At 41.7% G+C, this 14,183-nt stretch carries 13 protein-coding genes and 1 CRISPR repeat array; of the genes, 6 read left to right on the top strand and 7 right to left on the bottom strand.

Annotation, left to right across the window (positions count from 1 at the left end; all coding sequences use genetic code 11):
* Positions 1 to 422 precede the first annotated feature (422 nt).
* Positions 423 to 1,514 carry an alanine dehydrogenase gene (gene ald / locus V7L12_RS11475; protein ID WP_335084393.1) on the top strand — a complete coding sequence of 364 codons (1,092 nt, stop codon included), beginning with the start codon at positions 423 to 425 and terminating at the stop codon, positions 1,512 to 1,514.
* 301 nt (positions 1,515 to 1,815) lie between these two features.
* Positions 1,816 to 3,069: direct repeats of the CRISPR family, unit length 37 nt; unit sequence ATTGCAATTAACTAAAATCCCTATTAGGGATTGAAAC.
* A 76-nt stretch (positions 3,070 to 3,145) separates the two neighbouring features.
* Here the strand turns inward: ald and V7L12_RS11470 are convergent.
* From V7L12_RS11470 to V7L12_RS11455, 4 genes are all read right to left on the bottom strand, one after another.
* Positions 3,146 to 3,700, bottom strand: coding sequence for a Uma2 family endonuclease (locus V7L12_RS11470; RefSeq protein ID WP_335084392.1), 555 nt, complete (start codon positions 3,698 to 3,700; stop codon positions 3,146 to 3,148).
* Between the two features lie 151 nt (positions 3,701 to 3,851).
* Complete coding sequence (dusB, locus tag V7L12_RS11465) at positions 3,852 to 4,907, bottom strand: tRNA dihydrouridine synthase DusB (RefSeq protein WP_335084391.1); 1,056 nt, start codon at positions 4,905 to 4,907, stop codon at positions 3,852 to 3,854.
* 76 nt (positions 4,908 to 4,983) lie between these two features.
* Positions 4,984 to 5,817 (bottom strand): Rpn family recombination-promoting nuclease/putative transposase, encoded by an 834-nt coding sequence (locus V7L12_RS11460; RefSeq protein WP_335084390.1) that lies wholly within the window; start codon positions 5,815 to 5,817, stop codon positions 4,984 to 4,986.
* Between the two features lie 121 nt (positions 5,818 to 5,938).
* Positions 5,939 to 6,796, bottom strand: coding sequence for an acyl-CoA desaturase (locus V7L12_RS11455; RefSeq protein WP_335084389.1), 858 nt, complete (start codon positions 6,794 to 6,796; stop codon positions 5,939 to 5,941).
* Positions 6,797 to 6,969: 173 nt separating this feature from the next.
* Between V7L12_RS11455 and V7L12_RS11450 the strand changes: the two genes are divergently transcribed.
* Entirely contained in the window at positions 6,970 to 8,199 is a 1,230-nt protein-coding gene (locus V7L12_RS11450; protein ID WP_335084388.1) for a TetR family transcriptional regulator, read from the top strand.
* Between the two features lie 95 nt (positions 8,200 to 8,294).
* On the opposite strand, the gene V7L12_RS11445 is transcribed toward V7L12_RS11450, so the two are convergent.
* A complete protein-coding gene (locus V7L12_RS11445) occupies positions 8,295 to 8,666 on the bottom strand; it encodes a hypothetical protein (protein ID WP_335084387.1) in 372 nt (123 codons plus the stop codon).
* 123 nt (positions 8,667 to 8,789) lie between these two features.
* Here V7L12_RS11445 and V7L12_RS11440 point away from each other — a divergent pair, with 123 nt between their 5' ends.
* The 3 genes from V7L12_RS11440 (at position 8,790) to V7L12_RS11430 (ending at position 12,842) form a co-directional block, all read left to right on the top strand.
* Positions 8,790 to 9,248 carry a hypothetical protein gene (locus V7L12_RS11440; RefSeq protein ID WP_335084386.1) on the top strand — a complete coding sequence of 153 codons (459 nt, stop codon included), beginning with the start codon at positions 8,790 to 8,792 and terminating at the stop codon, positions 9,246 to 9,248.
* Positions 9,249 to 9,511: 263 nt separating this feature from the next.
* The gene (locus V7L12_RS11435) at positions 9,512 to 9,910 is read left to right on the top strand and encodes a hypothetical protein (protein WP_335084385.1); all 399 of its coding nucleotides are present in this window, start codon (positions 9,512 to 9,514) and stop codon (positions 9,908 to 9,910) included.
* 25 nt (positions 9,911 to 9,935) lie between these two features.
* A complete protein-coding gene (locus V7L12_RS11430) occupies positions 9,936 to 12,842 on the top strand; it encodes an NB-ARC domain-containing protein (RefSeq protein ID WP_335084384.1) in 2,907 nt (968 codons plus the stop codon).
* A gap of 484 nt (positions 12,843 to 13,326) precedes the next feature.
* Here V7L12_RS11430 and V7L12_RS11425 read toward each other — a convergent pair whose 3' ends face one another.
* Together V7L12_RS11425 and V7L12_RS33175 are read right to left on the bottom strand one after the other, a co-directional pair.
* Entirely contained in the window at positions 13,327 to 13,506 is a 180-nt protein-coding gene (locus V7L12_RS11425; RefSeq protein ID WP_100899738.1) for a DUF6887 family protein, read from the bottom strand.
* Positions 13,503 to 13,679, bottom strand: a complete 177-nt coding sequence (locus V7L12_RS33175; RefSeq protein WP_229546149.1) for a DUF6888 family protein — start codon at positions 13,677 to 13,679, stop codon at positions 13,503 to 13,505. Before V7L12_RS33175 ends, V7L12_RS11425 begins: the two co-directional genes overlap by 4 nt.
* Positions 13,680 to 13,920: 241 nt before the next feature.
* On the opposite strand from V7L12_RS33175, the gene V7L12_RS11420 reads away from it, so the two are divergent.
* Positions 13,921 to 14,145 carry a hypothetical protein gene (locus V7L12_RS11420; protein ID WP_229484255.1) on the top strand — a complete coding sequence of 75 codons (225 nt, stop codon included), beginning with the start codon at positions 13,921 to 13,923 and terminating at the stop codon, positions 14,143 to 14,145.
* The last annotated feature ends 38 nt before the right edge of the window (positions 14,146 to 14,183 follow it).

Below are 14,183 nucleotides of genomic sequence, written 5' to 3'. Positions count from 1 at the left end.
GCAGAAAGTGGGGATAATCGCTACTTGCTTTTCATGGTATCTGGAAAACCTTTCTCTAAATCTCTCTCTTAGAAGGAAAAAGACTTTGAATTTTTCAGATGACGTTGAAAAGTCAGGTTAACTTAAAAGCTGATTGCAATGCTGGAATGCCAAGATGACTTGATAAATTCTGCAATAGCTTCTTAGTAGGGAGCTATACAATCGCTTTTTTAATAAATTGTTACTATTCTTTATATATTGTATAAATACTGGGGCAATAGTCAAGGGTAAGAGTTTGAGCTACTCAGATTGAATTAAGAAAGTTAGAACAGAAATTAGGTATCTCTAATCCAGCTATCTCTAATACGGAACTAGAAAGATAGAAGTAGCAAGCTTGAGATTGCCAGGCTACAGTTAAACAAAAAAATTATCAGAGGCGATATATGGAAATCGGCGTTCCCAAGGAAAATAAGGATCAAGAGTTTCGGGTAGGGTTAAGTCCTTCTAGCGTGCGGGTGCTGCGAGAAAATGGTCATAGTATCTTCGTCGAGACGCAAGCAGGTAATGGTGCTGGATTCTCCGATGATGACTACAGAAGTGCTGGAGCCGAAATTGTCCCTACATCAGAAACGGCTTGGAATCGGGAATTGGTTGTTAAAGTCAAAGAGCCGCTGACATCTGAGTATAAATTTTTGCAAAAAGGGCAGATATTATTTACTTATTTACATTTAGCAGCCGATCGCAAATTGACAGAGCATTTAATTGATTGTGGCACAACTGCGATCGCTTACGAAACTGTAGAACAACCTGGTGCTAACAGACTACCCTTGCTCACCCCCATGAGCGTAATTGCTGGTCGGCTAGCAGTACAATTTGGGGCCAGATTCTTAGAACGTCAGCAAGGTGGTAGAGGTGTACTTTTGGGCGGTGTCCCTGGAGTTAAACCAGGCAAAGTAGTAATTTTAGGTGGCGGCGTTGTCGGCACAGAAGCAGCTAAAATTGCCGTAGGCATGGGTGCGATCGTGCAGATTTTAGATGTGAGTGTGGAGCGCTTATCTTACTTAGAAACACTCTTTGGCTCTAGAGTCGAATTGCTTTACAGCAACTCTGCTCATATTGAAGCCGCCGTTAAAGAAGCGGATTTGCTCATCGGTGCAGTTTTAGTGTTAGGACGTAGAGCACCAATACTAGTATCCCGCGAATTGGTCAAAAAAATGCGTCCTGGTTCAGTAATAGTTGATGTAGCCGTTGACCAAGGCGGTTGCATAGAAACCTTACACCCGACGTCTCACACAAATCCGGTATACGTTGAAGAAGGTGTAGTGCATTATGGCGTTCCCAATATGCCAGGAGCAGTACCTTGGACAGCAACTCAGGCACTTAATAATAGTACATTACCTTATGTTGTCCAGTTGGCGAATTTGGGAATTTTGGCACTGGAGGTTAACCCAGCATTAGCTAAGGGTGTAAACGTGCAGAACCATCGCTTAGTGCATCCTGCTGTGCAAGAGGTGTTCGCTGATTTGGTAAATTAAGGTGTGCAAGGATTAGGCGATCGCTTATTTTAATGGTGGTAGCGATCGCCAATCAGACTAATTTTCTTGCCAAATGCGCGGCTGGGTAGATGTACAAAATGAGATGGAGCGAAAAAGGCTGTACGCTCCTTCTAGACAATACTTTGAGGGCAATCGTACTTTCAAACCATCCGCGCACCTTATGGGAACTGGTTTTCAGCGTTTAGCATCTTGTAATATCACTATTCCCTGTGTTATGATTCGTCCATTCGCGCAACTGAACCTTGAAAACCAAATACAGCAGCGCTTTCAGAAGGCAGCGATTGCAATTAACTAAAATCCCTATTAGGGATTGAAACTGATACTAAAATTAGAATCCAGAATATTACAGAAATTGCAATTAACTAAAATCCCTATTAGGGATTGAAACATTTATGAATGATTTAGATTTAAATATTTCTCATTGCAATTAACTAAAATCCCTATTAGGGATTGAAACGGAGATTTTGCGATCGCATCTGGTAAACCCTGGAATTGCAATTAACTAAAATCCCTATTAGGGATTGAAACAGACCATCTTCGTGAATTACTCATTGAAATGAAAGATTGCAATTAACTAAAATCCCTATTAGGGATTGAAACTTTCTAAAAGATGAGACAGATTCATCATTTTAGAATTGCAATTAACTAAAATCCCTATTAGGGATTGAAACTAGAGTGAATCCCCAGTGGCTAGCGGATTGCCTCATTGCAATTAACTAAAATCCCTATTAGGGATTGAAACAGTACTGCCAAGGCTGCAAAACTTGACCTTAAAATTGCAATTAACTAAAATCCCTATTAGGGATTGAAACGTGTCCAAAGCACCCGCCCCCTGTTTCTAGGGAGTATTGCAATTAACTAAAATCCCTATTAGGGATTGAAACTAAACTCTAAAGCAAAAGGCAAAAACCAATCTACAATTGCAATTAACTAAAATCCCTATTAGGGATTGAAACCATAGCCGCCACCAAGATTCTCTTTGATAGAAGAAATTGCAATTAACTAAAATCCCTATTAGGGATTGAAACGCTCAAATTCCTATTGATATTACTTCCGCAAATTGCAATTAACTAAAATCCCTATTAGGGATTGAAACAATAACAGAGATGGGTATAGCGCCAAGAGCCGTACCATTGCAATTAACTAAAATCCCTATTAGGGATTGAAACTCTATCCCTAGCTGTAAAGTTCTAGTCATCTCATTAGTATTGCAATTAACTAAAATCCCTATTAGGGATTGAAACCGGTAGTAGTAAAAGTATATTCAGCAACGATTCCTTATTGCAATTAACTAAAATCCCTATTAGGGATTGAAACCTTGCTCCTCATACATCTCAGGAGGAAAACTGCTACATTGCAATTAACTAAAATTCCTATTAGGGATTGAAACATTGATGCAGCCAAAGTATTGAAAGGTAAGTTAGATTGCAATTAACTAAAATCCCTATTAGGGATTGAAACTTCAATAAATTGCCCTACACAGTATCATCTATCCAGATTGCAATTAACCAAAATCCCTATTAGGGATTGAAACGAAAAAACTTTCTGAGCGTGAGGACAATTTACTGCAATTGCAATTAACTAAAATATCTATTAGATGGATCGCCTTCTCAACCCAACAATTCGTCTACAACCACACTAAAACCCAGTAATACTTTTGAAAACCTAACCAGATCGCCAGCTTTAAACCCGCAAACTTGATTATCAGTCATGACAAAAACTAACCGACTTTCAGGAAATACTAGCCAAACTTCCTCACAACCGGACTGTAAATACTCCTGCGCTTTGAGAAATAATTCTTCAGCTAAATCAGTGGGTGAAACTATCTCAGCAATCAACGGGAAACTCTGTGGCAAAGTGGGAACATCACCAAACTCAGTTACCAACTCAGGCGTTAGATAAGCGACATCAGGACGACGACCCTGTTTATATGTACGACAAGGTACTTCAGTGTAAACTTTCCCACCTTGTTGATTGGAGTTAATGTAACTTCTCCAGTAAAAGTAGATGTTGCCTTGAATTTCGCTATGTTTTAATGTCATCCCTGTTTTTTCTACTAGTTGCTCGTCTACCCACTCCATCCCTTCTGGAGGATTTGCCATGAAGTCTTCTAATGAGAGGATTTCGGGGACGATTACAACATCATTGTGTTTGGAAACTAACATTGTGAGCCTCCATTTTGGCTAGTTAAACATTAAAAATTCAAAAGACTTACATAAGGAGATTTCAACTCTAGCTGAAATAGTAGTATCCAAGCGATCGCGTCACTTTTTGCAACCAGCAATATCACCCCAAGCTAGTGATAAAATCAACTTTTTAAAGCATTACCAAACTACCTTGTGCTTCTTCCTCTAGTTCATAACCATTAGCCAATTTTTCAATTGCTTGGTCAATCATTGCCAAACCCTGATCTACTTTTTCAACTAAACTTAGCTGTCCTCGGAGTTCGGCAGCACCAACGAAACCTTTAGCATACCAAGTCATGTGTTTACGGGCTTGACGGACACCGCGATCGCCTTTATATTCCCACAAGGCTTGTAAATGATCTCTTGCACATTCCAAACGCCCAATTGGGGTAGGTGGTGGTAATATCTCCCCAGTTTTTAGGAAGTGATCAATTTCTCCCACCAAAAAGGGATAACCCAAAGTTCCACGGGAACACATTACACCATCAGCGCCAGTTTGTTCTAAACATTTCACCGCAGCTTCAACGGAAAAAATATCTCCGTTCGCAATCACTGGTATAGAAAGCACTTCTTTTACACGGGTAATCCATTCCCAACGCGCATTGCCATTGTACCCTTGGGCGCGGGTGCGTCCATGTACCGTAATCATTTTCGCCCCGGCATCTTCCATCCGCTTGGCAAAGTCGAGAATCGTAATTTCGTTGTCATTCCAGCCAATACGGGTTTTTACTGTCACAGGTACATCAACAGCTTTTACCACTTCCCGCACAATTGCTTCTGCTACTTCTGGTTGCCGCAACAACGAAGAACCACCACCATTTTTAGTGATTTTATTAACTGGACAACCCATATTAATATCAACAGTATCAGCACCTTCTGCAACTGCTTTTATTGCTGCTTCTGCTAAGAAATCTGGACGACAATCAAATAGTTGAACACTAATTGGGCGTTCATTGGGGTCTACCTCCATGATTTTGGGTAACTGCTTGACATAATGCAAACCCGTGGCATTCACCATTTCGGTATACATCATCGAATCTGGCGCATAGCGACGCACAAGACGGCGAAACACCAGATCCGTCACCCCAGATAGAGGCGACTGGAGAACCCGACTTTTTACCTCGAAGGAGCCAATCTTTAAGGGTTGGGAAAGTCTAGCTTGAAGAATAGGAGAGAGCGAAATCATAGAAAAAATTAAAAATTGTGCGAATGGAAAATAGCAAAAATATTTAGGAGTATCTGCGATCGGTGCTAATTGTAGGTTACGTATCCTGACTTGGAGGCTGTTTTTGCATTTCTTGCTGAATCTCTTCTAGACTCAAATCTAACTCTTTGGCAGTTTCTTCAAAACTCAATCCCAATCTCAACAACAAAGGTATCATTCTAAACTTTTCTTCACGCGCTCCTTCTTGTTTTCCCTCTTGTTTGCCTTCTTGTTTACCTTCTTGTTTGCCTTCTTGATAAACTCGTGTTTTTTTCAAATCACTTAACCCAAACATACCTTCAATCTCCTCTGGACTCATCGTCGGAAACTTATAAACCAAAATAGTCTCTATTAATTCTAGTAACTGCCGCCGTTGTGGTTCAATGTTGATTTCTTGCTGGGTTCTCTCTATTAACTGCCTAGCAGATGTAATTGCTGTCTCCTCTTCATCGACCACTAATTTCATCGTAGCAATTCCAACTGGCAATGATGCAGTTTCACCTAATTCATTAAGATAAATGCGACTGATGCGCTGGCTAGCGAAAAATTCACTGTAATTCTTGATATCTGCTGTATCTAAACTGCGATTAGGATAGATAACTACTCCTCGCCAAGAATTTTTCGGTTTATTTTGGCGTAAGTATAAATAAATTTCTGAAAATAGGCGTGAATAAATTTCTGTGTCAGTTTGAAACTGGACTTCAACAAAATAAATCGGATTTTCTTCCCCTTGTATTGGGAGAAAAACACCATCTATACGGAATGCAGTTTGCTTGATTTCAATTGAGGAGAATTTATAAGTCTCTGCCGTTTGGGGTGGATTGCCAATTAATTCAAAAAAGATGCCAGGAAGTTCTTGAAAAAGGCGATAAAAAATGCTGTCAGTTTTCACACTTAATGCACTACGGTGATTTAATCTGTTAGATTTTACCGTGAAACACTACTGATAAAAATTAGTAAGCCGACTGCAAGAAGCAATCGGCATAACAAATTCATGATAATTTAGTTGCAATTTAGCCGTGAGTTGCACCTTGAGGAGGACGCGAGACAACTTTTTTAGCTAAACCCAAAGTCTGCAAAACTAGGATGCTCCACCAAGTAACATCAATCTCCCACCAAGAAAACCCAGATTTTGCCATGTGAGGATAAGTATGATGGTTGTTGTGCCATCCTTCTCCATAAGTGACGAGGGATACCCACCACAGATTACGAGCGCCATCATTAGCATCAAAGGTGCGATAACCCCACAGGTGTGATGCTGAGTTCACAAACCAGGTTGAGTGCCAAAGCAAGACACATCTGAGAAACACTCCGTAGAATACAAAAGACCATCCTCCTAAAGCATAAAGCAGCAAACCGAAGGGTATTTGCAACAGCAAAAAGTAGCGATCTAGCCAACAATAATAGGGTTGTCTGGCTAAATCAGGGGCATATTTTTTATAGGTTTCATAGTCAAAAAATTCTGGACGTGGGTAAAAAATCCACAATATATGGCTCCACCAAAATCCTCTTTGAGCAGAATAAGGATCTAAATTGATATCTTCTGTGTGAGCGTGATGCTGGCGGTGTCCACCTACCCAAAAAATTGGCCCTCCTTGCAAAGCCAACGCTCCAATCAGGGCGATCGCATACTCTAACCACTTCGGAACTTGGAAACTCCGATGGCTCAGTAGTCGGTGATATCCCAGGCAAATACCAATACTCCCGAATAACCAGTGCAAAAACACTAGCAAACCTAATGCTGGCCAGGAGAAAAACCAAGGAGCCAGAAGTGCTAAAGCATGAAATGTAGCAAAAAATACTACATTCGTCCAACTGAGTTGAGGTGAGTTGCCTCTCTCAGGGGCGATCGCCCCAAAATTTGCAGTCATAAAAATTCCTGTTGATGGATGAGAAAGCGATTTGCTTTTTCTTGGGCATAATCCCACTGAGATTTACCCGCCCTGTATACTAGTTCGTTACAGTAGAGTAAAGCAAGTATCACTTACATTTGTTATGCTAGCAAAACTCTGATACTTTCTGCAAGTGCCACTTGCATTTTTCTATGTCGTCTCAAATCATTTCCACTCGTCAACGCCTGATTCAAGCTGCACTTGAATTGTTTTCTGCTCAGGGAGTAAGCGCTACCACAACCCGCCAAATTGCTGAAAAAGCCGAAGTCAACGAAGTGACTCTATTTCGGAATTTTGGCAATAAGCATGGACTGCTTTTGGCTGTGCTGGAAGAATCCGCAGCCTTCAAGGATTTAGGTGAGTCGCTGGTGCGGCGGGCAACACCTCCTGGCAATGTTTACCAAGCTCTTAAAGATTATGCAAGTGATAGCTTACATGCATTAGAAAGAGTACCAGAGTTTGTCCGATCTGTGGTAGGTGAAGCCGACCAATTCCCGGCAGAAAATCGCCGCGCACTAGGCAGGGGAGTAACTGAGGCAAACCGTTATGTAGCTCAGTATTTAGCTACTGTAATCCAGCAAGGACACCTAAATACCTATTTACCCGCAGAAAAATTAGCAAGTTTGCTGAATGGGATGATTTTGGGATATGCCGTAATTGAGTTCACCAGCGAATTTCACGAACTTTGGGAGGATCGGGATGATTTTCTGGAAAATTTGGTGGAGTTGTTTTTACATGGAGCCATGTCACCCTCAGCAGAATCAGCAACAAACTGCTTACAAGGAGGGTTCACTACCACAGAAGTAGCTGATTTACCAGCTAGTTTAGTTCACGAAATTCTGCAACAAGCCAGGAAATTTGGAGTACGAGATTATGCCTTGGCTTATGTATTATTTGGGGCTGGGTTATCCGCTACAGAAATAACTAGCTTAGAGCGATCGCACCAAATCTACGATACTCAAGGGCACTTCCTGCAAATCATAATCCCCGGATTCGTCCGTCAAGTGCCTGTGAATCAGTGGATTTTGGGCAAACGCTACGGCTCTTTTACCAATAATCCTTTAATCAAATGGCTGAAAAGTCGTAAAGATGCTCAAACAGCGATGTTTCTGAATGATACAGGTACACCCATCTCAGAATCAGAACTTGAGACACGTTGGCAAGTATGGAGTGAAGGGCTATTAACTCCCCAAGGACAAACGCCAGCGATCGCCCAAGCACAACAAACCTGGCGCGTAGAAATGTTAATGCGGGGGATCGCCTTAGAAAACCTGAGTATTTTCACAGCTTGCGATCGCACCCAATTACAACCCTATGTCCGCCGAGCCAAAGAAAAAGCCGCCCTAGAGCAAGCGACTCGTTTGGATCATAAACCGGGATAAGGAGTGGGGAGATTAGCTGTACTCTCATACCATTTGACTAAATTATTGATACAAATTACTTTCCCTGCCTCCCCTGCCTGCCATCTGTATCAGTCTTAAAGTGAAACGGCATCAGATGGGGATTGGGTGTTACTCGAACGGCGTGATAATTTCTTGCGTGACTTGCCTCCCGCCTGGACATATTGCAAACTGTCTTTGCCATAATGCGTTGCCACACTCATTAACATCTTTTCAGAATAGCCGCCCAATTCTTCTTCAATTAGAGAGAGGCGACCTGCCATTTCATCTATGCTAGAGAGTAAAGTGTTGTAGGTTGATAGCTGGGTTTGCAAGTTTTGGATGTGGCTGTCGTAGTCTGTCAAATTTAATCCGTTGCCAAATTCTAGCGTCGGGCTAATCGATCGCATTCCTGCAATTCGACGGAGAGCCTTTTCTAGAGTCGGTGAACTGCGTTTTAGTCGTGCCATAAAATGCGCTCCTGAAGGAAGTTGTAGGATTACTGCATGTACTCTAGCCAATGCAACCATAAACTTCTCTGAGAAATAATTCGGAAAAATTAAAGCAAATTAAGATCGACCTAATTATTTTTAGTGGATTGTACTGAGGGATTTATTAAATTTGTCAAAAAAGTAACATCAAATAAGCAACAGGTACTTCAACATCGTATTGAGGTACTTCAACATCGTGTTGAGGTACTTCAAAGTCGTGTTGAGGTACTTCAAAGTCGTTTTGAGGTACTTCAAAGTCGTGTTGAGGTACTTCAAAGTCGTGTTGAGGTACTTCAAAGTCGTGTTGAGGTACTTCAAAGTCGTGTTGAGGTACTTCAACATCGTGTTGAGGTACTTCAACATCGTGTTGAGGTACTTCAAAGTCGTGTTGAGGTACTTCAACATCGTGTTGAAGTATTAGATGATGAGTTTTCTTGCCTTAACCCGATTTACGGCGAAGGCGATCGCGCCCAAAAGTATCATAAATATAATTCAACTTTTTACTTCTCTGTTTTAACCAAATATAATAAGGCTACAAGCAGACACTTTTTTAGTACATAGTTACTAACTAATCCAGTCAGAACTCAAATACCAACTTATAACCCTAAGTTGGTAAAACACACTTATGTGGTGACACCGCTCACGAGCATGAGTAATGAATACTTTCAGCCACCCATTCTACTTAATAGCCCAAAAGTGGAATGCAGTCTAAATTAGGAGCCTAAATCATAAGCTAACTAGATATTTTCTTCATTAATTGCGAAATCTAAAAGAGAAACTATGTGGTAAAAGTAAAATATGATGCCGCGCTTAAGAGGTAGTAGATGGAGCCATTAACTGCTGGTGCGATCGCTATTGGAACTGTGATTGCGACTAAAGCTTTGGAAAAAACTGGCGAAAAGGTAGGCGAAGCGTTATGGGATAAGACTGGTCAGTTTCTCGTCACCCTCAAAAAACACTCTCCCGATACTGTAGTTGCTATTGAAAAAGCACCGTCTCAACCACTTAATTATGGTAAAGCTGTACTAGAGGTAGAATCAGCAGCAAAAGCTAATCCTGAAGTTAATCAAGCCATGCAGGAATTAGCAGCAGCAGCGAAAGCAGAACCCAATCCCAGACTTAATGAAATTCTTGCCATGCCTAATTTACAAAAATTGGCAGAAAAAATTGGTCAGGTGGTTATGCCTGGTGGAACAGGCAAGATCGATAACATGTCCTTTTAAACGAGCGTGACTCTTAACTGTATAAATGTCTAACGATGTCGGGAATTTCGCTGAGAAAATTGGTGTTTATGTTGCACCTGCTGGTCAAGCTTTCATCGGCACTCAAAATATTGAAGGGCAAAAGCAGTTACGTCCGTTCCAAGCACCACCATTACCAACTTACTATGTAAATCGTCCCGAATACAGCCAAGACCTAAAAGCTCGTCTACTCACAGATTCATCAGATGTACGTACCTTAGTAGTAACTGCCATTCACGGCTTAGGTTCGGTTGGTAAATCTACCCTCGCAACGGCTTTAGCACGAGATCAAGAGGTACAAGCTCATTTTTGTGACGGTATTCTCTGGGCAACTTTAGGTCAACAGCCTAATCTTCTAACCCTGCTTAGTGGTTGGGTACAGGCATTGGGGGACTACAACTTTAAAGCCACCAGCACAGAAGCTGCTTCCAATCAACTGCGTACACTGCTGTATGACAAAGCTGTGCTGCTAGTAGTAGATGATGCTTGGAATCCAGAGGATGCACAAGTATTTAATGTTGGTGGAGCGCGTTGTCAAGTTTTAGTAACAACCCGTGACGCTGCGATCGCTCATGTATTAAGAGCAAGCACTTATAGCCTAGATGTCATGACACCAGAGCAGGCTATAGAACTGCTAACTAAGAAGTTAGGACGCGCGATTACTGGTGCAGAACATCAGTCAGCGTCCGATTTAGCCAAAGCCATTGGTTATCTCCCACTAGCATTAGAATTGGTAGCTGCTGAAGTGGCTAGTGGTACAACTTGGACTCAATTGTTAGAAGATTTTCAGCAAGAGATAGCCCGATTAAAAACTCTTGACCGACCAGAAGCAGAAGAAATTACTGATGAAGCCATTTTAAAACGCTTCAGCTTAACAGCATCATTAAATTTGAGTGTCAAGAGAATGCCTAAAAAAAAGCAGGAGCATTTCTCTTGGTTGGGAGTATTACCGGAAGATGTCACCATAACTAAGATGATGGCAACGACTTTGTGGAAAATGGATGTACGTGATACTGCCAAGACATTGCAATATTTGCAAAATAAAGCACTGTTATTGTCTGGAGTTACTTTGGCAGATGGCACACCAACCTACCGTTTACATGACTTATTTCATGACCTTGCACGTAATTTGTTAACCGCTCCACCAAACCCAAAGTCCGAAGGCGATTTCCCAGGGTTAGGTATAACTCTTACTAATGCTCATGCCACCTTTATAGAGAAATACCGACAAAAAACCCAAGATAGTTTGTGGCATACCCTGCCCAATGATGGTTATATCCATCAGCATCTAGTTTGGCATTTGGAAAAAGCTGAAAAGGTAGAAGAAATTCATTCATTATTGCGGGAGGAGTCAAAAACAGGAGCTAATGGTTGGTATGAGGCGTGCGATCGCTTGGGACAAACTGCCAATTTTGTAACTGATGTTGCTCGTGCTTGGCAATTGGCAGAAGACACTTGGACTCTCGCAACCCTACCTCAAGTTATTGGATTGCAGTGTCGCTATGCTTTGATTATTGCATCCCTTAATAGTCTGGCAGCTAATTTACCAATTGAATTGCTTCTGGCGTTGATCGAAAAAAATGTATGGACTCCCGAACAAGGACTTGCTTACGTTCTACAAAGCCCGAATCCAATACAGAAAGTATACTCGCTTACTAAGCTAGCCAATCTTTTACCACCAAACTTAAAAGAATTAGGACTCTCAAAAGCACTGACTGTTGCTTGGGAGATTCAGTCTCAGTCGAATCGCGCCTATGCCCTAATTTGTTTGGCTGATAAATTGCCAGAATTGTTACCTGAAGCACTAGCTGCTGCTAGGGAGATTCCGGATGAGCAGAATCGCGCAAGAGCCCTAATTAGTTTGGCTGATAAATTGCCAGAATTGTTACCTGAAGCACTGGCTGCTGCTAGGGAGATTCCGCATGAGAGAAATCGTACCCATACCCTAATTAGTTTGGCTGATAAATTGCCAGAATTGTTACCAGAGTTACTGGCTGCTGCTAGGGAGATTCAGGAAGAGTGGTATCGCGTCCATGTCATAAGTAGTTTGGCTGATAAACTGTCTCCTGAGTTGTCACCTCTAGCACTGGCTACTGCTAAGGAGATTCAGGATAAGTATTCTCGCGCAGAAGCCCTAAGTAGTTTGGCGGCTATTCTGCCTCCTGAGTTGTTACTTGAAGTACTGGCTGCTGCTAGAGAGATTCAGGATAAGTTGTCTCGTGCAATAGCCCTAGGTAGTTTGGCGGCTATTCTGCCAGAATTGTTACCAGAAGTACTAGCTGCTATTAGGGAGATTCTGGATGATTGGCATCGCGCCTCAGCCCTAAGTGGTTTGGTTGTTAAACTGCCTCCTGAGTTGTTACAAGAAGCACTGGCTGCTGCTAGGGAGATTCCGGATGAAAAGGAGCGCGCCGATGCCCTAAATAGTTTGGCGGGTATTCTGCCAGAATTGTTACTAGAGGCATTGACTGCTGCTAGGAAGATTCAATCTGAGATGGATCGCGCCGATGCCCTAAGTAGTTTGGTTGTTAAACTGTCTCCTGAGTTGTTACAAGAAGCACTGGCTGCTGCTAGGGAGATTCAGTTTGATGAGTATCGCGCAAAAGCCCTAAGTAGTTTGGCGGCTATTCTGCCAGAATTGTTACCTGAAGCACTGGCTGCTGCTAGGGAGATTCAGCCTCAGGATAATCGCGTCATTGTCCTAAGAAGTTTGGCTGGTAAACTTTCACAAATACAAAAAACTCCACTTTTTGAGTACTGGCGAGAAACACTTCACATCTTATCTGTTCATACTCGCACAGACTTACTCAAGGATATAAACGCATTAACTCCTGTTATATTTATTTTAGGTGATAAACTTGCAGTGAAAGATATAGCTAATGCCATTCAAGATGTGTCCCGCTGGTGGCACTAAAAAACAATATCTTTAGTGCCACGCTCAGATTGAACAAAAGAGCCATTAGGTGGAACACACCCCAATAACGAGTTATTTTTGACGGTGAGCGCACCTCGCTTGTCAAAAATAACCCGCTATCATGAAGGCAACTAAAATAAACGCCCTTAAAAAGATTTTGTAAAAACCAATAAATAACCGAAAGCTGGTAAAACGAGAAAAATCTGGCATACTGACGGTAACGCTACCCCTTGTTCCGTCGAGTTTCGTCATTTGTCTGCCCTGGATATCTTAGCCGATCGCTAATCACCGAAAGTTGGTAAAACGGAAAAAACTAAGCCTGCTGTATCCAGACACAAGTCGCTAAATCAGCGCAGATATAAGGGTGTGCGATCGCGGGAATATCCAAGAAGATGATGGCTGAAGGCAAGTCCCAAAATTCACATTGAGTCAAGCTGCTAAATTGAAAAACCCCGTTACTGGAATGTCAGTAAGGGGTTCTATGTTAACTAGCTTGATTAATACGCCGTTTTAACTCAGCCTCTAATTGTTCTGGAGTGCTGACCACTACCCCCGGTTTCGCTCTCATGATGCTGAGGTAATGCTGAAATGCCTCCTCATCCTGGGGGTTTGATATCACATATTGTCTTAATTCTTGCTCATTAAGAGTTAAATAGTCTGTCATCGGATAATGTTCTCCCCATTACTAAGAATTTCTACTTGGATGGTTTCGCCTATCAAAATCACGATTCGGCTTGTCCTCTCATCAAATCTAACCAATGCTATATCTCTAAACAAATTACTAGCCCGAACGCAAAAGTCAAAGAATGCTTTAAGTTGCTCGATGGTCGGTTCCATACCTTTTACCATTGAATAAAATTAAATCGGTTCATTCGTGACAAGTTAGGATAACATTGCTTTTGTCAATTATAAATTCCGCTGAAAAGTGAAGAGAGAATAAAGTATCAAATTAAGCTTAGTACTTAGCTTAAGCAGAAAAGTGAATAACGAATAAATACAAGTCGTCAATTCTCTTTGGGACTGATAGCGATCGCACAAACGCACTAAAATTTAAGAAACCATCATGATGGGTACTGACATGGTATCGATCCCAATTACTTTGGAACAACTCATTACGGCGGTACAACAGTTGCAGCCAGACGAACGAGCAAAAGTCGCTAGAGCCTTGATTCAAATAGATTTACGTTCAGATTTGACGGCTTTAATTCAAGAACTTTATGCCGAACCCCCCGTGAATGAGATTACAGACGATGAAATCAGGGCTGAAATTAAAGCTGTGCGTCAGCAATCGCAACAGGTCTGATGTTGCGAGTGGTCATCGACACCAACATTTGGAGAGAG

Origin of the sequence: Nostoc sp. (genome assembly GCF_036918245.1) — a bacterium.
Classification (GTDB): Bacteria; Cyanobacteriota; Cyanobacteriia; order Cyanobacteriales; family Nostocaceae; genus Nostoc.
This window is presented reverse-complemented; position numbering and strand designations above follow the sequence as displayed.